The organism is Thiohalobacter thiocyanaticus (assembly GCF_002356355.1).
In the GTDB taxonomy this organism is placed as follows: domain Bacteria; phylum Pseudomonadota; class Gammaproteobacteria; order Thiohalobacterales; family Thiohalobacteraceae; genus Thiohalobacter; species Thiohalobacter thiocyanaticus_A.
Genome location: NZ_AP018052.1, coordinates 982544 through 1001469, shown reverse-complemented (window position 1 = coordinate 1001469; position 18926 = coordinate 982544). Strand labels below are relative to the sequence as shown.

Annotated in this window: 17 protein-coding genes; 6 read left to right on the top strand and 11 right to left on the bottom strand. The window is 65.0% G+C overall.

From position 1 onward, the window contains the following. Positions 1-73: 73 nt before the first annotated feature. Positions 74-391, top strand: a complete 318-nt coding sequence (locus tag CFK21_RS04680; protein WP_096365248.1) for a PilZ domain-containing protein — start codon at positions 74-76, stop codon at positions 389-391. Between the two features lie 64 nt (positions 392-455). Here CFK21_RS04680 and CFK21_RS04675 read toward each other — a convergent pair whose 3' ends face one another. The 7 genes from CFK21_RS04675 to CFK21_RS15490 form a co-directional block, all read right to left on the bottom strand. Beyond that, complete coding sequence (locus tag CFK21_RS04675) at positions 456-1427, bottom strand: PstS family phosphate ABC transporter substrate-binding protein (RefSeq protein WP_096365247.1); 972 nt, start codon at positions 1425-1427, stop codon at positions 456-458. A 117-nt stretch (positions 1428-1544) separates the two neighbouring features. Then, a complete protein-coding gene (gene phoR, locus CFK21_RS04670; protein ID WP_096365245.1) occupies positions 1545-2879 on the bottom strand; it encodes a phosphate regulon sensor histidine kinase PhoR in 1335 nt (444 codons plus the stop codon). A 3-nt stretch (positions 2880-2882) separates the two neighbouring features. Then, positions 2883-3572 (bottom strand): phosphate regulon transcriptional regulator PhoB, encoded by a 690-nt coding sequence (phoB, locus tag CFK21_RS04665; RefSeq protein WP_096365243.1) that lies wholly within the window; start codon positions 3570-3572, stop codon positions 2883-2885. 270 nt (positions 3573-3842) lie between these two features. Continuing rightward, positions 3843-4250 (bottom strand): CBS domain-containing protein, encoded by a 408-nt coding sequence (locus CFK21_RS04660; RefSeq protein ID WP_096365241.1) that lies wholly within the window; start codon positions 4248-4250, stop codon positions 3843-3845. Continuing rightward, complete coding sequence (locus CFK21_RS04655) at positions 4247-4597, bottom strand: P-II family nitrogen regulator (protein ID WP_096365239.1); 351 nt, start codon at positions 4595-4597, stop codon at positions 4247-4249. Before CFK21_RS04655 ends, CFK21_RS04660 begins: the two co-directional genes overlap by 4 nt. Before the next feature lie 3 nt (positions 4598-4600). Continuing rightward, positions 4601-5395, bottom strand: coding sequence for a DUF1538 domain-containing protein (locus CFK21_RS15495; protein ID WP_096365237.1), 795 nt, complete (start codon positions 5393-5395; stop codon positions 4601-4603). Continuing rightward, entirely contained in the window at positions 5392-6132 is a 741-nt protein-coding gene (locus CFK21_RS15490) for a DUF1538 domain-containing protein (RefSeq protein WP_096365235.1), read from the bottom strand. The genes CFK21_RS15495 and CFK21_RS15490 overlap by 4 nt, the downstream gene beginning before the upstream one ends. Before the next feature lie 240 nt (positions 6133-6372). Between CFK21_RS15490 and CFK21_RS04640 the strand changes: the two genes are divergently transcribed. The 3 genes from CFK21_RS04640 to nadC all read left to right on the top strand — a co-directional run bounded on the left by CFK21_RS04640 (position 6373) and on the right by nadC (position 9604). Then, positions 6373-6900 (top strand): retropepsin-like aspartic protease family protein, encoded by a 528-nt coding sequence (locus tag CFK21_RS04640; RefSeq protein ID WP_096367488.1) that lies wholly within the window; start codon positions 6373-6375, stop codon positions 6898-6900. 267 nt (positions 6901-7167) lie between these two features. Further along, positions 7168-8529 carry an alanine/glycine:cation symporter family protein gene (locus tag CFK21_RS04635; protein ID WP_096365233.1) on the top strand — a complete coding sequence of 454 codons (1362 nt, stop codon included), beginning with the start codon at positions 7168-7170 and terminating at the stop codon, positions 8527-8529. Positions 8530-8767: 238 nt separating this feature from the next. Further along, complete coding sequence (gene nadC, locus CFK21_RS04630) at positions 8768-9604, top strand: carboxylating nicotinate-nucleotide diphosphorylase (RefSeq protein ID WP_096365231.1); 837 nt, start codon at positions 8768-8770, stop codon at positions 9602-9604. Positions 9605-9691: 87 nt separating this feature from the next. Here the strand turns inward: nadC and CFK21_RS04625 are convergent, their stop codons facing one another. Beyond that, positions 9692-11077: an MBL fold metallo-hydrolase RNA specificity domain-containing protein gene (locus CFK21_RS04625; RefSeq protein WP_096365229.1), complete on the bottom strand. Its 1386-nt coding sequence runs from the start codon at positions 11075-11077 to the stop codon at positions 9692-9694. Positions 11078-11220: 143 nt separating this feature from the next. On the opposite strand from CFK21_RS04625, the gene CFK21_RS04620 reads away from it, so the two are divergent. Both CFK21_RS04620 and CFK21_RS04615 read left to right on the top strand, forming a co-directional pair. Further along, on the top strand, positions 11221-12108 hold the full coding sequence (locus CFK21_RS04620) for an HDOD domain-containing protein (RefSeq protein WP_096365227.1): 888 nt from the start codon (positions 11221-11223) through the stop codon (positions 12106-12108). A gap of 17 nt (positions 12109-12125) precedes the next feature. Beyond that, positions 12126-13301 carry a sensor domain-containing diguanylate cyclase gene (locus CFK21_RS04615; RefSeq protein WP_096365225.1) on the top strand — a complete coding sequence of 392 codons (1176 nt, stop codon included), beginning with the start codon at positions 12126-12128 and terminating at the stop codon, positions 13299-13301. Between the two features lie 145 nt (positions 13302-13446). Here the strand turns inward: CFK21_RS04615 and CFK21_RS04610 are convergent, their stop codons facing one another. The 3 genes from CFK21_RS04610 to CFK21_RS04600 all read right to left on the bottom strand — a co-directional run bounded on the left by CFK21_RS04610 (position 13447) and on the right by CFK21_RS04600 (position 18723). After that, positions 13447-14193, bottom strand: coding sequence for a VPLPA-CTERM sorting domain-containing protein (locus CFK21_RS04610; RefSeq protein ID WP_157745365.1), 747 nt, complete (start codon positions 14191-14193; stop codon positions 13447-13449). Between the two features lie 259 nt (positions 14194-14452). Continuing rightward, positions 14453-17542 (bottom strand): efflux RND transporter permease subunit, encoded by a 3090-nt coding sequence (locus tag CFK21_RS04605; RefSeq protein WP_096365221.1) that lies wholly within the window; start codon positions 17540-17542, stop codon positions 14453-14455. After that, the gene (locus tag CFK21_RS04600; protein WP_096365219.1) at positions 17539-18723 is read right to left on the bottom strand and encodes an efflux RND transporter periplasmic adaptor subunit; all 1185 of its coding nucleotides are present in this window, start codon (positions 18721-18723) and stop codon (positions 17539-17541) included. The genes CFK21_RS04605 and CFK21_RS04600 overlap by 4 nt, the downstream gene beginning before the upstream one ends. Positions 18724-18926 lie beyond the last annotated feature (203 nt).

Below are 18926 nucleotides of genomic sequence, written 5' to 3'. Positions count from 1 at the left end.
AACTTATTGGCATCAAAATTGCTTTTTCATCGATCATTGACAGATTTCCAGCAGACAACAGCCGGGAGGGACCATGCCCATCGAACAACGCTGGAGTGAACGCAAACCGATCGAAATGGATGTCGCCCTGTACTATCCGCCGGTTGGCACCATCATGGGCCGCACCCGGGACATCAGCCTGGAAGGGATGTTCGTGCGCACCCACGGCGCCGAACTGCCGGTGGAAGCGGAACTGCAGGTGAGCTTCGTCTCCGAGGGCCAGACCCGGACGCACGAACACCGGATGCCGGCCTATGTGGTGCACGGCAGCGACGAAGGCGTGGGCCTGATGCTGCGCCACGTCGATTACAGCGACTTCTATGCCCTGCGCTACATGATCACCGCGGCATAAAAGAAAAACGGCCTCCGTCGCCGGAGGCCGCCTACCAGTCGTCCCTGACCGGAGCGTTTGCGTATTACTTGAGTTTTTCCAGCTCCTGCTCAGCCACCTTGGCGGGCAGCGGGTAATAGCCGTCCTTGACCACCACCTGCTGGCCGACCTTGCTCATCACCAGCTTCAGGAACTCACGCTCCAGCGGGGGCAGGGGCTTGTTCGGGTGCTTGTTCACGTAGACGTAGAGAAAGCGCGCCAGCGGATACTTGCCGGCGATGGCGTTGTCCGCCGTGGCTTCCACGAACTCGCCACCGTCCTTCGCTGCGATGGGCAGGGCACGGACGCCGGAGGTCTTGTAGCCGATACCGGAATAGCCGATGCCGTTGATCGAGGTGGTCACCGACTGCACCACCGACGCCGAGCCCGGCTGTTCGTTGACAGTATTCTTGTAGTCACCCTTGCACAGGGCAACCTTCTTGAAGTAGCCATAGGTACCGGAGACCGAGTTGCGGCCGTAGAGCTGCACCGGACGGTTGGCCCAGTCGCCGGTCAGGCCGAGATCGCTCCAGGTGTTGACGTCGCCGGCGGCGCCGCACATGCGGGTGGAGGAGAACACGGCATCGACCTGCGGGATGCTCAGGCCCTCGATCGGGTTGTCCTTGTGCACGAATACCGCCAAGGCGTCGATGGCCACCCGGATCGGCGTGGGCTTGTAGCCGTGGCGGCGCTCGAATGCCTCGATCTCCTTGTCCTTCATCTTGCGGCTCATCGGACCGATGTTGGAGGTCCCTTCGGTCAGGGCCGGAGGCGCGGTGGAGGAACCGGCGGCCTGGATCTGGATGTTGACGTTGGGGTACACGCGCTTGAACTCCTCGGCCCACAGGGTCATCAGGTTGGCCAGGGTGTCGGAACCCACGCTGGACAGGTTACCTGACACGCCGCTGGATTTTTCGTATTCCGTCAGGTTGGGGTCGAGATCGGCGGCGCCGGCCGTGCCCATGACGAAGGCGCCGGCCAGGCCCATGGCCGTAATCAGCTTGCTGAAGGGATGCATTGAATCACTCCTCGGATGGTTGCAGATGAAAATGTGGAAAACCCGATGTCAGACATCATGAGGAGAGATTCTGCGGTCAGAGGATGACACGAGGGTGACGGTTTTGTTACCGCTTTGTTACAGCGATCCGCCGGTGGGTTCCCGGCCTGTGCGCACCACACGCGCGGCCGGGAGGCGGGCCCGGAAAGTGCTGCCTTCGTCCAGCCGGCTGTCTATTTCCAGTCGCCCACCATGACGCAGAAGCACGTGCTTGACGATGGCCAGCCCCAGGCCGGTGCCGCCGCGGGCACGGGAACGGCCGGTATCGACACGGTAGAAGCGCTCGGTCAGACGGGAGAGATGATGCTCGGCGATCCCGATGCCGCTATCGGCAACCTCGAATACGGCATCGCTGTCATCGCAGAACCATTTGACCGTAATCTCCCCGCCCCCCGGCGTATAGCGCACGGCATTGAAGACGAGATTGGAAAACAGGCTGCGCAACTCATTGTCGTTCCCGCGCAGCCACAGGCCGGCATCGGCCTCGAGCCGGATCTGATGATGCTCGGGGCCGCTCAGGCGTCTGGCGTCCTCACAGACCTGGGCCAGCATCGCCGCCACATTGACCGGCTCAGGCTGTTCGCTGACGCGCTCGGTCTCCAGGCGTGAGAGCATCAGCAGATCATCCACGATACGCTGCATGCGCTCGCTCTGTTCCCGCATGGTGGCGATGATCTTCTGCAGTTCCGGCTCCCCGCGGCCACATTCCTCCTCAAGCGTCTCCAGATAGCCGCAGACCACGGTGAGGGGGGTGCGCAGTTCATGCGAGACATTGGCCACGAAATCCCGCCGCATCTGCTCCAGTTGCTGAAGCCGGGTGATATCGCGCGCAATCAGCAGGCGATAATTCTTGCCATAGGGCACGATGCGCAGCGACAGGCGGATATGCTCATCGACCGGCGACGACAATTCGACCGCATCGCCTTCGTATTCCCCACCGCGCAGATACCCGGATAAGTCCGGGTGACGGATCAGGTTGCCGATGCGCTGACCGATATCCCGGGGATAGCTCAACCCGAGCAGGCCGGCTGCCGGCGGGTTCCACCATTCGATCTCGTCGTCCTGTGTGAGCACTGCCGTGGCATCCGGGAGCGCCTCGGTCGCCTCCTGGAACCGCTTGAGCATCTTGCGCAACTTGCGCTTGCGCTTGCGATTGCGCTGCTGCAGGCGATAAATCCCCTGGAAAACATCGCCCCAGACGCCAACCGATTCCGGCGGCTGGAAGCGCCGGCCCTCCTCCAGCCAGCGCTGCAGCAGACGCAGATTGCGCAGCTGCCAGGCAAGATAGGCCAACACGACCAGCAGCAGCAACAGCACCAGAACGACCGGCTGTCCCAGCAGCAGGCCAGTACCCAGCGCCGCCACCAGCAGTGCAGCCACCACCCACGCTTCGTCAGCCCAGGGATTGAACAATGCCTATACCTGTGTCGAGAACCGATAACCGGCACCGCGGACCGTCTGGATCAACCGGTCATGACCATGGGCGGACAGGGCCTTGCGCAGGCGCCGGATATGCACGTCCACGGTGCGTTCCTCGACGTAGACGTTACGCCCCCAGACACTGTCGAGCAAGCGGCTGCGGCTGAACACGCGCTCGGGGTGGGTCATGAAGAAATGCAGCAGACGGAACTCAGTCGGCCCCATTTCCAGGGCCTCACCGCCGACGCTGACACGATGCCCGACGGGATCCAGCATCAGTCCCTCGACCTCCAGGATCTGGTCGGCTTCCTCACCGCGGCTGCGGCGCAGCACGGCCTTGATGCGCGCGACCAGTTCGCGCGGCGAGAAGGGTTTGGTGACATAGTCGTCGGCGCCGGCGTCCAGGCCACGGATCTTGTCCTCCTCCTCGCCGCGGGCGGTGAGCATGATGACGGGGATGGCCGCCGAGAGTTCATCCTTCTTGATCCGCCGCGCCAGGTCGATGCCGGTCATATCCGGCAGCATCCAGTCGAGCAGGATCAGATCCGGCTGCTCGTCGGCGATGGCGACCTGGGCCGCGCCGGCGGTTTCGGCTTCCCGGTACTGGAACCCGGCACGCTCCAGCGCGAAGGCCACCATCTCGCGGATGGCAGGCTCGTCTTCAACTATCAGGACCCTGAAATTCATTTACTTGACCATTTCCTGCATTCTCAGGCATTACAACGCAAGAATATTACAGATAAATGACAGCCTGCGCGGTCAGGAGTCATTGGAACCTCACCCCTGTGTCAAGCTGTGGTCACAGAGTTGCGCCACAGTGCACCGTATCCCGGCATCCGCATGCCCTGCCCATGGCACAACAACTCACGATCGGCCGGGTGACCGAAACCTACCCGCCCGAGGTCAATGGTGTGGCCATGGGCCTGTACAGGAGGCCGCCTCCCGCCAGGCGGCACTTTATTCCGCCTGGCGGAGCAATCCCCGCAGCACCATATCGGTGAAACTCACGATGCCGATGACCCGACCGGCCTCGATCACCGGCGCGCGTGACAGATCGAAGCGCTCGAACAGTCTGGCGCAGTAGCGGATGTCCATGGCCGGGTCGACGCTGACCACGGGCTTGGCCATGATTTCGTAGACGTTGACCCGGTCCGGCGAGCGGTCCTTGGCCAGCACATGCCGGGCAATGTCGGAAATGAGCAGCATGCCGTACTCGTCGTTTTCATGGCGCTTGTCCACGAGCAGGGCCTTGGTCTCGACATGCTTCATCTTCTCCAGGGCTTCGGAGATGGTCATCATGCCGTCGACCATGTCGAACTGCTGCTTCATGACATCCCGTACCTGTATCAGCGGCTGCCGGTTCATAGCTTGTCCTCCACGACTGGACTGAGACTGCGGATCTGCTGGGTGACGCCCACGGCGTCCTCCACATCGACCTGAAAGGCAATGCCCTGGCCGGGCTTGCTCTCGAACTCCCCGACCTCGGCGATCTTCTCCAGGATGGGCCGGCTCAGATGTTCCTCGACCAGGAACAGCAGCACATCGCGCTGGGTTTCGAGGCTCAGGCCGAAGAAGGTCCTGGCCTCCTTCAGCCCCTCGCCGCGGGCATTGCTGATGATGGTCGCGCCGGTCGCCCCGGCCTCGCGGGCGGCATCCATGACGGCGTCGGTCCTGTCATCCTCAATCAGTGCAATCAGCAATTTGAAATGCATCGGTCAATTTCCTCTGGATTCGGAGCCGTGGCCCGCGCGCCGGGCAGAATAAACACTGAGTTGTGCATAGCCCATCACGGTCATGATCGGGAACAGACAGGCGAAGGCCACCAGACCGAAGCCGTCCAGCAAGGGGCTGCGGCCAGGTATCGCCTCCGCCAGTCCCAGGCCCAGCGCTGTCACCAACGGCACCGTGACGATCGATGTCGTAACCCCACCGGAGTCGTACGCTATCGGGATGATACTGCGCGGAGCCAGCCAGGTCTGCACAATCAGCAGCAGGTAGGCCGGGATCATGAAATAATGCAGCGGAAGGCCGGTCACCAGCTTCACCGTGCCCACGATCAGGCCGAGCGCCACGCCCAGGGCCACCACCAGGCGTAGCCCCCACAGGCTGATGGTGCCGCCGGAAACATCACGCACCTTCATGGCCACGGCAATCACCGCAGGTTCGGCGATGCTGCTGGTGAATCCCAACGCCACTGCGAAGATGTAAACCCAATAATAATCCTTCCAGTCTACATCTGCAGGCGGGGTCTGCGCACCGAAGATAAAACTCGCATCGGTCAACTGATCCGCCATCAGGGTACCGAGCGGGAACAGTGCCAGTTCCAGGCCTTCGAGGAAGATCACCAGCCCCAGCGCCACATAGACAAATCCCAGCGCCGTGCGCCTGAGATTCGGGAACGGCCGACGTATGGCCAGCCACTGGAATACCACCAGCACCAGGATGATGGGCAGGATATCCAGTAGCGCCACCAGCAACACCCGCAGGCCTGTATTCAGGATCTCGATCATCCCAGTATCCCGTAGACCATGACAAAGATCATCGGCATCACCGATGCAAAGGCCACCAGACCGAAGCCGTCGACCAGGGGATTGCGGCCGGTGATCGACGATGCCAGCCCGACGCCAAGCGCAGCAACCAGCGGCACGGTGATTTCGGAAGTCGTCACGGCGCCGAAATCATAGGCGATGCCCATGATCTCACGCGGCGCGAAGGGCGTGATGGCGACCATCAGCAGATAGGCGGCGGTAATCATGACATGCATCGGCCAGCCGCGGAGTATGCGCAGCACGCCGACAACCAGCGCCACGCCCACGGCCAGGCCCACAGTGATGCGCAACCCCCAGGCATAAGCATAGCGCGCGGCCTCGCTGTCGGTCACCAGCCCCGCCTCGGCGGCAGCTGCACTGGCCTTGCTGGCCACCGCAATCAGCGCCGGTTCCGCCACCGTGGTACCGAATCCCAGGGCAAAGGCGAACAGCAGCAGCCAGGTGACACTGCCCTTGCGTGCGAAGGCATAGGCCATGTTCTCGCCCACCGGGAACAGCCCCAACCGCAGGCCCTGAACGAACAGGGTCAGGCCCACCACCACCAGCAGGCTCCCGAACAGGATCTGTTCCAGTTCCGGAATGGGCTGACGCAGCACCACCAGCTGAAAGAAGGCGATCACGATGAAGATCGGCGCCAGATCGCGCAGGCTGTCGCGCAGGGTTCGGGCGAAGGCCAGCAGGTGTGGTTTCAAGCTCATCCTCGTCGGTTGCGGCGTTCGCGCCGGGCGATGCGGACAGGCCCTATGACGGCCCTACCGGCACGATTGTACCAGACCGGCCCCGGCCCATCCCGGCGCGCCTGCCGCGGCACGCGTCAGCGCCAGTCGGGACCAGGCAGGATTGTCAGTGAAACGGGATGAGTACGTGTTGACTCAGATCAGCAGACGCGGCGGCCACAGCCGATCGGCATGCCAGCGGTCGCAATGTATAATGGCGGCATGAATCCGCCCTCTCCCTCACCCCCGCGCCTCGGCAAGGGGATGATCATCCTGGCCTGGATCCTGGCCCTGGGTCTGCTCACCTGGCTGTTCAACGGCTACCTCGAGCGTCGCCACAACCCCAACCAGCAGGTGATCAGCCGCAGCGGCCCGGACGGCGCCACCGAAATCGTGCTCAGACGCAACGACTACGGCCACTATGTCACCAGCGGCGAGATCAACGGCCAGCCGGTGCGTTTCATGATCGACACCGGCGCCTCGGACGTCGCCATTCCCGCCGACATCGCCGCCCGACTGGGGCTGGAGCGCGGCCGCGCCGTTCGCTACCAGACCGCCAACGGCTTCACCACCGGCTACCTGACCCGCCTCGACGAACTGGCCATCGGCGATCTGGTGGTACGGGACGTGCGCGCCAGCATCAACCCCAGCTACCGCTCCGAGGACATCCTGCTCGGCATGAGCGTGCTCAGGCGCCTGGAGTTTACCCAGCGCGGCGACCGGCTCATACTCAGGCCGTTGCCCCGATAAGCCGGCATCAGCCCGGCATACAGGCAATAGACTGACATTTGCATAATAAAATCAGCACATACACGTGAAGGCCTGTATTTTCAGATCAATTCCGGTATATCTGCCCCGTGGCTGGAATTCACCCAAAGTGCAGTCCAGCCGGAACCTGCTTCTCGTCATCCCCGCCTGCGCGGGGATGACGGTAGCAGAGGATGACGGTAGCAGGTGTAGCAGGTGTAACAGCCGCAATTTATGCAATGATTGGGTATACAAGCGCGGGATACAGCCATGGAATCCTACACCAATCTGCTGAGTGACCTCAGCGGCATCATCTGGGGCCCGGCAATGCTGGTGCTGCTGGTCGGCACAGGTGTGTATCTCACCCTGGGCCTGAAGTTCATGCCCCTGCGCCGGCTCGGCTACGGCCTGCGCATGCTGTGGCAGGGCCGCAGACCGAGTGACGCGCCCGGCGACATCAGCCCCTTCAACGCCCTGATGACGGCGCTGTCGGCCACGGTCGGCACCGGCAACATCGCCGGGGTGGCAACGGCGATCGCCATCGGCGGACCCGGCGCGGTATTCTGGATGTGGGTCACGGCCGTGGTCGGCATGGCCACCAAGTACGGCGAGGCCGTGCTGGCCGTGCGCTATCGCGAAGTGGACCGCCTGGGCCGCCAGCAGGGCGGTCCCATGTACTATATCAAGAACGGCCTGGGCCGGAACTGGCGCTGGCTGGCCTTCCTGTTCGCCCTGTTCGGCACCGTGGCCGCCTTCGGCATCGGCAACACCATCCAGGCCAACTCGGTCGCGCACGCCGTGGAGACCAATTTCGCCGTTCCGCTCTGGGCCACCGGCCTGCTGCTGGCCGGTTTCACCTTCGCCGTGCTGATCGGCGGCATTCGCCGCATCGGCGAGGTGGCCGGCAAACTGGTGCCCTTCATGGCCGCCGCCTACCTGCTGGGCGGGCTGCTCATCATCGGGCTGCAGATCGACCAGGTCCCTGCCGCACTGACAACCATCGTGACCGACGCCTTCACCGGCTCGGCCGCCGCCGGCGGCTTCGCCGGCTCGACCCTGCTGATGGCCATCCGCTTCGGCGTGGCCCGCGGCGTGTTCTCCAACGAGGCCGGGCTCGGCACGGCCCCTATCGCCCATGCCGCGGCCAGGACCAATGACCCGGTGCGCCAGGGTGTGATCGGGATGCTGGGCACCTTCATCGACACCCTGATCATCTGCACCATCACCGCCCTGGTGATCGTGCTCAGCGGCGGCTGGACCGAGGTCGATGCCGCCGGCGTGCAACTCAACGGCGCGGCACTCACTTCCTATGCCTTCGCCGCCGGCCTGCCGCAGATCGGCGAATACATCGTCACCTTCGGCCTGATCCTGTTTGCCTATACCACCCTGCTGGGGTGGAGCTTCTATGGTGAACGCTGCGCCGAGTATCTGTTCGGGCCGGACATCATCGCCGGCTACCGGGCGCTGTGGATCGTCTGCATCCCGCTGGGTGCAGTGGCCGAACTCCGGCCCCTGTGGCTGGCCGCGGATGTGATGAACGGCCTGATGGCGATTCCCAATCTGATCGCCCTGCTGCTGCTCAGTCCGGTGGTCTTCAGGGTGACGCGGGAGTATTTCGAGCGTGAGGCGTGAGGAGTAAGGAGGAACAAAAGCACAGGCGGTACAAGGGCCGCCAGCCCGGGGCCGGAAATACTGCGTTTACCCCGGCCTGCATCCTCCGTCATCCCGGCGCAGGCCGGGATCCAGGGACCGCAGCGGGTGATGGATCCCCGCCTGCGCGGGGATGACGGCGAAGGTGGGAATGTCCGCCGCCATCCGGCTATTCTCCTCACTCCTCACTTCCACAAACTACCGGAGGCAACGAAACCACATGCGCCTGGAAGCCCTCGACCAACAGGTCCACGCCCTGGTGCGGCGGGTATTGGAGGAAGACGTCGGCGGCGGCGATCTCACCGCTGCGCTGATTCCGGAAACCGCTGAGGCCAGGGCCCGCATCATCAGCCGCGAGCCGGCGGTGCTGTGCGGCCGGGACTGGGTCAATGCCGTGTTCGCCGCCGTCGATGACCGTATCCGCATCGACTGGCTGGCCGCCGACGGCGACCGGGTCGAGCCGGACCAGCCCCTGTGCCGGCTGCAGGGCCCGGCACGCGGCCTGCTCACCGGCGAGCGCGCCGCGCTCAATCTGCTGCAGACCCTGAGCGGCACCGCCACCCTGGCCCGGCGCTACGCCGATACGGCGACCGGCCTGCCGGTGCGCCTGCTGGACACCCGCAAGACCCTGCCGGGCCTGCGTCACGCCCAGAAATACGCCGTGCGCTGCGGCGGCTGCCACAACCACCGGCTGGGGCTGTACGACGGCATCCTGATCAAGGAGAACCACATCGCCGCGGCCGGCTCGATTGCCGCGGCGATCGCCCAGGCGCGGCGCCTGCACCACAGCCTGCCCGTCGAGATCGAGGTGGAGAATCTGGATCAGTTGGAAGCGGCCATCACCGCCGGCGCCGATATCGTGCTGCTGGACAACTTCGACCTGGCCAGACTGCGCGCGGCGGTGGAGTTGAACCTGGGGCGGGTGCAACTGGAGGCCTCGGGCGGAGTGAACCTGGAGACGGTACGCGCCATTGCCGAGACCGGCGTGGACCGGATCTCGATCGGCAATCTCACCAAGGACGTACAGGCGGTGGATCTGTCCATGCGGTTCGATTGATTCAAAGCCCGTAGGATGGGTGGAGGCGCCTGCGACGCAACCCATCACTGGCCGCGTCGCGATGGGTTGCGCTGCGCTCCACCCATCCTACAGTCCCAGTGTCTCGCCCCGCTGCGGCAGCCGCACCTTCGCCCCGCGCTCGCGCAGCGCCCCGGCCAGGCATTCCCGCGGGTCATCCTCGCCATGCACCAGAATCACCGGCGGCCGGCCGGCAATCCCCTCATACCATTCCAGCAGTCCGGCCTGATCGGCGTGGGCCGACAGGCCGCCGATGGTGTGGATCTGCGCCCCGACCCGGATGGTCTCGCCCCACAGCCGCACATGGGTCGCGCCGTCGACCAGTCGCCGTCCGAGGGTGCCGCTGGCCTGGAAGCCCACGATGAGCACATGGCTGTCGCTGCGCCAGAGGTTGTGCTTGAAGTGGTGCTTGATGCGCCCGCCCGTGCACATGCCGCTGCCGGCGATGATGATCGCGCCGGAGCGTATCCTGTTGATGGCCATGGACTGGTTGGCCGTACGCGTCATGCGCAGGTTGGGCAGATCGAACAGTCCGTCGTGGCGGGCGTGGCCGGTGCGGGCCTCGGCGTCGTACAGGTCCACGTGCCGGGAATAGACCCGGGTGGCCTCGATGGCCATCGGGCTGTCGAGAAAGATCTGCCAGCGGTCCATGCCCCAGTCGTGGTAATTCATCTGCATGGCATAGAGCAGTTCCTGGGTACGGCCTACGGCGAAGGCCGGCACCATGACGTTGCCGCCGCTGTTCGCGGCGCTGTCGAGCACTTCGGCCATCTCCGTCCAGGTGGCCTCCCAGGAGCGGTGACTGCGATCTCCGTAGGTGGATTCCATGATGATCTGATCGGCCGTCTCCACCCGGGCCGGGTCACGCAGTATGGGAGCGCCGCGATGCCCCAGATCGCCCGTATAGACCAGCCGCCTGCGCGTCCCGTTCGCCTCCAGTTCCAGTTCCACGATGGCCGATCCCAGGATGTGGCCGGCATCGCGCAGCCGCAGATGCACGCCCGGCAGAATGCGCCGGCGCTGGTCGTAGCGCAGTGTACGAAACGCCCGCATCGACGCCTTGGCCTCTTCCAGGGTGTAGATGGGTTCGACCGGCTTCAGCCCCTTGCGCTGGCGCTTGCGATTCTCCCACTGGGCATCCTTTTCGTTGAGGTAGCCCGAATCCTTGAGCATGATCCGGCACAGGTCGCGGGTGGCGGCGTGGGCGTAGACCGGCCCGGTATAGCCGGCCTTGATCAACAGCGGAATGCGGCCGGAGTGGTCCAGATGGGCATGACTGAGGATGACGGCATCGATGGAATCGAGCGGGAACGGGAACTCCTCGCGGTTGCGTTCCTCCTCCTCGCGGCTGCCCTGGAACAGACCGCAGTCCAGCAGCAGCCGGTGGCGGCCCGTCTCCAGCAGCAGGCAGGATCCCGTGACCTCCCCGGCCGCACCGAAGCACTGCACCTGCATGCCTTCTCTCCTATATCAGCGTATTATAGTTAACTAATTTTACTGCCGGCCGCTGATTCCACAGGCGATTCAAGTTTCTCGCCCAGCGACCGATGCTTATCCAAACACAATCATAGAGTTACCAATACTGCTCAGAGCCTGTCATGGAAAGACCACCCAGTGACCCCCACCATAGCCGACTGCAGGAAATCCTGCATCTCCCGCCGCTCCCCGCAGTGGCCTACCAGCTGCTCAGGGAAGTCACCAGCGAGGATGTCGATATCCGGCGCCTGACCGGGCTGATCGAGCAGGATCCCGGCCTGGCCGCCCGCATCGTCGGCATTGCCAACTCGGCCTATTTCGCCCGCCAGCGCGAGATACACCAGGTCGAGGACGCCATCACCCGGGTGCTGGGACTGAACATCGTGCGCGGCCTGGCCATCGGCATCGCACTCAGCAAGCCCTTCGACGTCAGCGCCTGCCCGGAATTCGAAATCAGCCGCTACTGGTACCGGGCCTTCGTCAGCGCCAACCTGGCCAATGCCCTCGGCCCGCACCTGGAACTGGAGACCGATCTGCGCGAATGCCTGTTCCTGGCCGGGCTGGTGCACAACCTGGGGCAGCTGGTCCTGGTGCATGCCTTTCCCAGCCGCATGGCGGACGTGTTCCGCCAGAAGCAGGCCAACCCCGGGGAAAGTCTGCTGACACTGGAGTCCCAGGTGCTGGCCATGACCGAGATGCAGGCCGGCACCCTCATCGGCAAACGCTGGAAACTGCCGCGCTGCGTGACCCATACCATTCAGTACCGCCACGAACCCAACCTGGCCGGCCGCTACGAGTTGGCGGTGCAGACCGTGGCCATCTGTTCCCGTGCGGCCGAGGCGTTGTATGACGACCCCGACCAGGCGCAACTGCAACTCGATGATTTCGGCGATCATCCTTCCGCCCTCACCCAGGAGATGCTGGATGATATAATGCACAAGGCCAGACACAACGATGCCCAGTACCGGGCCCTGGCCGAATCGATCGGCACCCAGGAGCCGCCTGCCTAAGGACCCGCACGATACTTATGGATCCCACTCCCCTCAGCGACGCCTTCACCGAACTCAACCAGCGCTGCATCAAGCTGGTGGGGGATCTGTCGGCCCTGCGCGCCCTGTCCGACCTGGGCCGGCAGGACAGCGGGGACGAGGCCAGCCTGCTGCGCACCGCCATGCGCATCCTGCTGGAGAACAACGACTTCGAACGCTGCTCCCTGTTCCTGCTGGATGGCGACAGCCTCAGCTGCCGGACCGGTCTGGACTGGCGGGAGACGGTGCTGCCCACCGGCACGGCACACCCGACCCCGCATCGATTCCGTCTCGGCGAAGGCATCATCGGCATGGCGGCGGAAACCGGCAACCTGCAGCACTGCCGCAACTGCCGGGAGGAAAGCCGATTCGTCCATCCCGACCCCGAGCAGCGCACCGGCTCCCTGATCTGCATACCGGTCACGGTCGAGGGACGGGTGATCGGTGTGCTCAATGTCTCTCACGGCCAGCAGGACTTCTTCAGCGAGCACCACGAGCGGCTGCTGGAGGTGTTCTCCAACTTCCTCGGCCAACTGATCGCCAACTGGCGCTACACCCACCAGATGGAGACCGAGGTCACCCGGCGCACGCAGGAGTTGCGTACGGCACTGACCGAGGCCGAGGAACTCAAGCGGCGCTACCAGCAGTTGTCCGTGGTCGACGAACTGACCGGCATCCACAACCGGCGTTTCTTCTTTCCCGAGGCCCAGGCCGCGCTGGCCAATGCCGTGCGCCACCGGCGCGAGTTCAGCCTGATGATGGTGGACCTGGACCGCTTCAAGCAGATCAACGACAGCTTCGGCCACGCCATGGGCGACAAGGTGCTGCAGGTCACCGCTGCCCTGCTCAAGGGCCAGACCCGCGAGGGCGACGTCATCGCCCGCTTCGGCGGCGAGGAGTTCGTGCTGGCACTTCCCGATACCGACCTGGACGGCGCCGTCCGCCTGGCCGAGCGCACCCTCCATTCATTGCGCAACCTGGAATTCAACACCGACCGGGGCGCCCTGCGGGTGACCACCTCCATCGGCCTGAGTTGTCTCGGCGGCCGGGAATCCCCGGACCAGAGCGATCTGCTGGAAACCCTGCTGCGTCAGGCCGACCAGGCGCTGTACTGCAGCAAGAGCCAGGGGCGTGACCGGGCCTGCAGCTGGAAGGATGTGCGTTACCGGATGTGAGAAAAAAGAAAAGAGCGCCACGGACTACACGGAAAGCACGGAAAATCCTGCTGCGTTGCCAGGGCGCTGTGCGCCCGGCAACGTGAACAGCATTTACTCTTGTCCGTGTTTTCCGTGTAGTCCGTGGCGCTCTTGATCTGGGAAATCAGCCGGTGCGGCGGCGGGCGAATGCTGCCAGCCCGAGCAGGCCGGAGCCGAACAGCCAGACGGCGGCGGGCAGCGGAACGACCGCGCTGGTATCGACCGAGATATCGACGCCTGCACCCGTCGCCAGTTTGTTGATGAAGGCCTTTTCACCGGCGGTCAGTGTGTCGGCGGTCAGGATGTTCGTCAGACTGAGCCCCACGTGATCGAAGCCATCCCAGCGGGCGCCGGTAAGATCAACGCTCGTGGAGGCCGCCCAGGTATCGTCGTTGCCGGTACGGTCATCAAGGGGACCGGACAGTGTCAGACTGGAGAGCTCCTCGGTCCCGAACATGGGCACTGGATCATCCCAGGCGAATACCCTCAGGGTGGCGTCCACGTCGACGCTGCTGCCGCTGCCTTCCATCCAATAGATGCCTGTCTCGCCCAGATTGATGCCGTCGAGCACGTAGCCGCTCTTGGCGACGACCTGGACGGTACCCGTGCCAGTGACCTGGGTGTTGCTGCCGTCGCTGGCATAGGCATCGAAGTTGACCGGCGTGGCGAAGATGCTGTCACCGGACGCGGAAAGGGTCCCGTACAGCGGATCGACCTGATTCGCATCGTAGAGGAAACACACCGTAGCGCCTTCCAGCACCGTCAGTCCGGTACTGCTGTAGGTGCTGTCGCAATAGGCGGCGTGGGCGAGGGGGGCATTGAAAGCGGCCAACATGACAGCCAGGGCCGCAATTCGAGGGGTATTGCGCATGATCGGGACTCCTCCGGTCTGGGAATGCATTCCCTTGGTCTGATTATTGACCGAAATGGGAGCAAGACTTGGACCAATTCTTTGGCCTAACAAAAACAACCAGTTAGATATCAACCTACAAAACCATGTCAGACAAACCGACATGACAGTCACTGCCGCATGCCGGCAATAACTCAATTTATGCTTTGAATTCATAAAGATAAAAAACACGAACGGAGAATACATCAATCGTAAAGCCAGCCAACAGCTTCAGGGCGACTCACGCCCTTCCCGCTCCCCGATCCTCCCGCCCATGCACCAGCGAATACACCGCCGGCACCAGCGCCAGGGTGAGCAAGGTCGAGGCGGCCAGGCCGCCGAGCACGGCGCGGGCCAGCGGGGCCTGGGCGTCGGCGCCCTCGCCGATGCCGAGCGCCAGTGGCAGTAGGGCCAGGAGGGTGGTCAGGGTGGTCATCAGTACCGGGCGCAGGCGGCGGCGCCCGGCCTCGAGCAGGGCCGCCCGCGTCGCCTGGCCTTCCCGGCGCAGGCGCCCGGCCTGGTCCACCAGCAGGATGGCGTTGTTGACCACGATGCCGGCCAGCATCAGGCAGCCGATGCCCGACTGCAGGTTGAGGGTGGTGTCGGTCAGGAACAGTGTGACCAGCACCCCGACGGCGGCCACCGGCACCGACAGCATCACCACCAGCGGATCGCGCAGGGACTCGTACTGGGACGCCAGCACCATGTACACCAGCAGCAGGGCCAGCAGCAGCGAGGTCATCAGTTCCGAGTAGGCCTGCTGCTGCTCCTCGAAGGTGCCGGCAACGATCAGGTCATAGCCCACCGGCCGCGGGATCTGTGCCAGCCGGTCCTGCACCTCGGCGGCGACCGAGCCCAGGTCGCGGCCGGCCACGTTGGCGCTGACCGTGACCAGGCGCTGCTGGTCCTTGCGTTCGATGGCCACCGGCCCGGTGCCGCTGCGGGTGTCGACCAGGTTGCGCAGCACCACCTGTCCGCCGTCGGGGGTGAGCAGGGTCAGGTCGAGGATCTCGTCCAGCGAACGCTGCTCGGCATCCTGCAACTGCACCAGGATCCGGTAGCTGTTGCCTTCCACCCGGTATTCGCCGGCGCGCGAGCCGGCCACCGCGGTCTCGATCAGTTCGCTGACGTCACGCGGGCTGAGGCCGAGATCGGCGAGCTTGGCCCGGTCGACCCGGACCTCGCGCTGGGGAATGCCGGCCTCGCGACTGATCTGCACATCGGTGATCCCGGTCACATCTTCGATGCGCTCGACTGTCTGGCGCGCCAGCAGGGCGAGAGTGTCGAGGTCATGGCCGCGCACCTCCACGGTGATGCCCTGTTCGGTGCGCAGGATGCGCTCGAGCAGAAACTGACCCTGGGGGGCGCGCACCCGGATGTCCATGCCCGGCACCGCCCCCTCGAGTTCCCGGCGCAGGGCCTCGGCGATCTCGACATTGGAGCGGTCGCGGGCGGCGGCCGGGGTGAGCGACAACCGGATCTCGCCGCTGGGCGTGGCGCGGCCGCGGGTGCCGGTGCCCATCACGCTGACCACCGAGGACACCGTCTCGGGCACGGCCGCGTAGACCCTGGCCTCCATCAGCCGGGTCTGACGGTCGATCAGATCGAGCCGGGTGCCGACCTCCATCTCCCCGGTTACCCGCACCTCGCCCTCGTCGCTGGGCGGCAGGAACTCGCTGCCGATGAAGGGCAGCAGCAGCAGGCTGGCGGCGAACAGCACCAGGGCGGCGAATACCGTCAGCAGACGTCGGTCCAGCACCAAGGACAGGAAGTCGACATAGGCCTGTTCCAGCGTGGCGAAGGCCGCACCGGCGCGCGCGGCCAGCCGCGCGGTCCAGCCTTCGCCCGGCTGTTGCGACGGACGACGCAGCAGCCGGGACGCCAGCATCGGCACCAGGCTCAGCGCCACCAGCAGGGCGCAGAACAGCGCGAACATGATCACGTAGGCGAGTTCCTTGAACAGCGCCCCCGACACCCCCTGCACGAACACCAGCGGCAGGAAGATCACCAGCGTGGTCACCGTACCGGCGATCACCGCCGAGGCCACCTCGCCGGTCCCGTTCACGGCCGCGGTCTCGTTGTCGTCACCCTGTTCCTGGCGCCGGCGGAAGATGTTCTCCAGCACCACCACGGCGCTGTCGACCATCATGCCCACACCCAGCGCCAGGCCGCCCAGGCTCATCAGGTTGAGGGTGAAGCCGCCGAAGTAGAGCAACGCGAAGGTGGCGATGACCGAGATGGGGATGGCCACCGAAATCACCAGGGTGCTGCGCAGATCGCGCAGGAAGAACAGCAGCACCAGCACCGCCAGCGCACCGCCGTAGAGTACCGATCTGGCCACATTGGCGATGGCGCGTTCGATGAAGTTGCCCTGATCGATGACCGGAATGACCTGGATCTGCGGGAAGGAGGCGTTGACCGCCTCGGCCTCGGCCAGCACCCGGCGGGCAACCTCGACCGTGTTGGCCTCGGCCTGCTTGCGGATGGCCAGACGCAGGCCGCGCTCGCCGTTGACCCGCACAATGCGGGTGAGCTTTTCGTAGGTATCGGTGACGGTGGCGACCTCGCCGAGCGTGATCAGGGCACCGTCACGGCGGGCAATCACGGTGGCGCGGATCTCGTCCAGGCTGGTGAACTCGGCCGGGGCGCGCAGCGTGAGTTCGAAGCGCCCGGATTCAATCTGGCCGGCGGGCCGGTCCAGGTTGGCGTCCTCGATGGCATCGATGATGGTGTTCAGGGCCAGGCCCAGGGCATTGATGCGTTCCGGGTCCAGTTCCACCCGCACCTCGCGGTTGAAGCCGCCCCAGGGGTCGACCTGGGCCACGCCCGGGATGCGGGCGAAGCGGTAGCGGATCTGGTTCTCGACGATCTCGGTCAACTCCACCGGATCCAGCGGACTGGAGATGCCCAGAATCACCACCGGGAAGCTGTCGATATCGAACTTGCTCACCCGCGGGCCGATGATCTCGTCCGGCAGTTCACTGATCTCATCCTCGAGCGTGGCCTGCACATCCAGCGCCACGGCGTCGATGTCGGTACCCCAGCCGAAGCTGACCCGCACGCTGCTCTGGCCTTCGTAGGACAGCGAGGTCATCTCCTCCACGCCCGGCACGGTGGCGACGATCTCTTCCACGATCTGGGTCACGCGCCGTTCCATGACAATGGGATCGGCGCCCTCGTACTCGGTGCGGATGGTGACGGTGGGCAGTTCGAGGTTGGGCAGCATGTCGATCAGCAGCCGGCTGAGCGACACCGCGCCCAGCACCACCACGATCAGGGTGACCATGGTGGTGAAGACCGGGCGGTTTACGCTGGCCCGGGCCAGATTCACTTTGCGGATACCCCGCTGTCGTCGGCGACGCGGATGGAGGCACCGTCCTTGAGCAGCTGCTGGCCCAGCACCACGACGCTTCCATTCGGAACCAGACCCTCGACCTGGACCCGGCCGGCTTCGCGGATGCCCGGCTGCACCGGGACCCAGGCCACCGCCTGCCCGTCGGGCGTGACCCGGAACACCCCATCCCCGCCGTCACGCCGGACCAGCGCGGCCTCCGGCACGATGACTGTCTCCCCGACCCGTTCCAGCACCAGGTCGATACGCGCGAACATGCCCGGCTTGAGCCGCTGGCCGGGGTTGTCGATACGCAGTTCCACCCGCGCCTGACGGGCATTGGCCCGGAACACCGGGGCGATGCGCGCGATCTCGCCGCCGAAGGCCTCGCCGGGCCAGGCGTCGGTGTACAGTTCGGCCCGCTGGCCGGATTGCAACCGGGCATAGTCACGCTCGGGCACATGGAACACCGCAATCAGTGGATCCAGTTCCACGATGCGCAGCAGCGGTGCGTTGGCGGCCACCGTCTCGCCCTCGTCCAGGAAACGTTCCGCGACCTGACGCGTGTCGCTGCCGCCGCTCCAGTCGGCCGTGACCCGGGTGTAGCCCAGGCGGATACGCGCCATCTCCAGCGCCGCCTCGGCCCGGGTGATCTGTGCCCGGCTGACCTCCACCTGCGCCTGACGGGCCTGCTGCCCGGCGCGGGCCACGTCCAGTTCCGATTCCGAACCGATGCCGCGCTGACGCAGCTGCTCCAGCCGCTTCAACTCACGCTCGGCCAGCGCGAGCTGGCTGCGTGCCTCGGTCAGGTTGGCCTGCGCCACCGCCAGATCGGCCTCGGCCTGGGCCACCTCCTGCAGGTACTCGGCCGCCTCCAGCCGCGCCACCACCTGGCCGCGGGTGACGCTGTCGGCGAGCCTCACCCCGATATCCTCGATCCGGCCCTCGATCTTGGATGCCACGACGAACTCGGCATTGGCATCCAGACTCCCGGTGAAGGTCCGGCGCAGGGCGATCGGGCCCTGCTCGATCGGGGCCACCTCGACCGGCACCGGTCCCCGCCCGTCGCGCCGGGCCTCGGCAGGCTCATCACCCGGCAGCAAGCGTTGGGTGATCATCACGGCCAGCCAGGCCGCCGCCAGCAGCAGCAGAAGCGGGAATATACGGCGTTTCAGGGACATGGATTCAGGTTTCGGGCGACGGGAAAAAGACAACCAAACAGGGCGCGCTGCAGCGCCGAACGTATGAAAATCATGATGATCAGGATTCCAGGGCTCGCAATGACCGGATCACGACGCAATGACGTTACCATCCTTGCGCATCATGCACCATAGACCGGCGACTTCCCGACAGGTTCAACCGCAGGGAACGTTGATTTCAGGAT

Coding starts and splice junctions, on each gene's coding strand:
- CFK21_RS15495 (WP_096365237.1), bottom strand. CDS start 5,395: ATGATCGAGATCCTGAATACAGGCCTGCGGGTGTTGCTGGTGGCGCTA.
- CFK21_RS04615 (WP_096365225.1), top strand. CDS start 12,126: ATGGATCCCACTCCCCTCAGCGACGCCTTCACCGAACTCAACCAGCGC.
- CFK21_RS04600 (WP_096365219.1), bottom strand. CDS start 18,723: ATGTCCCTGAAACGCCGTATATTCCCGCTTCTGCTGCTGCTGGCGGCG.
- CFK21_RS04610 (WP_157745365.1), bottom strand. CDS start 14,193: ATGCGCAATACCCCTCGAATTGCGGCCCTGGCTGTCATGTTGGCCGCT.
- CFK21_RS04640 (WP_096367488.1), top strand. CDS start 6,373: ATGAATCCGCCCTCTCCCTCACCCCCGCGCCTCGGCAAGGGGATGATC.
- CFK21_RS04625 (WP_096365229.1), bottom strand. CDS start 11,077: ATGCAGGTGCAGTGCTTCGGTGCGGCCGGGGAGGTCACGGGATCCTGC.
- phoB (WP_096365243.1), bottom strand. CDS start 3,572: ATGAATTTCAGGGTCCTGATAGTTGAAGACGAGCCTGCCATCCGCGAG.
- CFK21_RS04680 (WP_096365248.1), top strand. CDS start 74: ATGCCCATCGAACAACGCTGGAGTGAACGCAAACCGATCGAAATGGAT.
- CFK21_RS04660 (WP_096365241.1), bottom strand. CDS start 4,250: ATGAACCGGCAGCCGCTGATACAGGTACGGGATGTCATGAAGCAGCAG.
- CFK21_RS04620 (WP_096365227.1), top strand. CDS start 11,221: ATGGAAAGACCACCCAGTGACCCCCACCATAGCCGACTGCAGGAAATC.
- CFK21_RS04675 (WP_096365247.1), bottom strand. CDS start 1,427: ATGCATCCCTTCAGCAAGCTGATTACGGCCATGGGCCTGGCCGGCGCC.
- CFK21_RS15490 (WP_096365235.1), bottom strand. CDS start 6,132: ATGAGCTTGAAACCACACCTGCTGGCCTTCGCCCGAACCCTGCGCGAC.
- CFK21_RS04635 (WP_096365233.1), top strand. CDS start 7,168: ATGGAATCCTACACCAATCTGCTGAGTGACCTCAGCGGCATCATCTGG.
- CFK21_RS04655 (WP_096365239.1), bottom strand. CDS start 4,597: ATGCATTTCAAATTGCTGATTGCACTGATTGAGGATGACAGGACCGAC.
- nadC (WP_096365231.1), top strand. CDS start 8,768: ATGCGCCTGGAAGCCCTCGACCAACAGGTCCACGCCCTGGTGCGGCGG.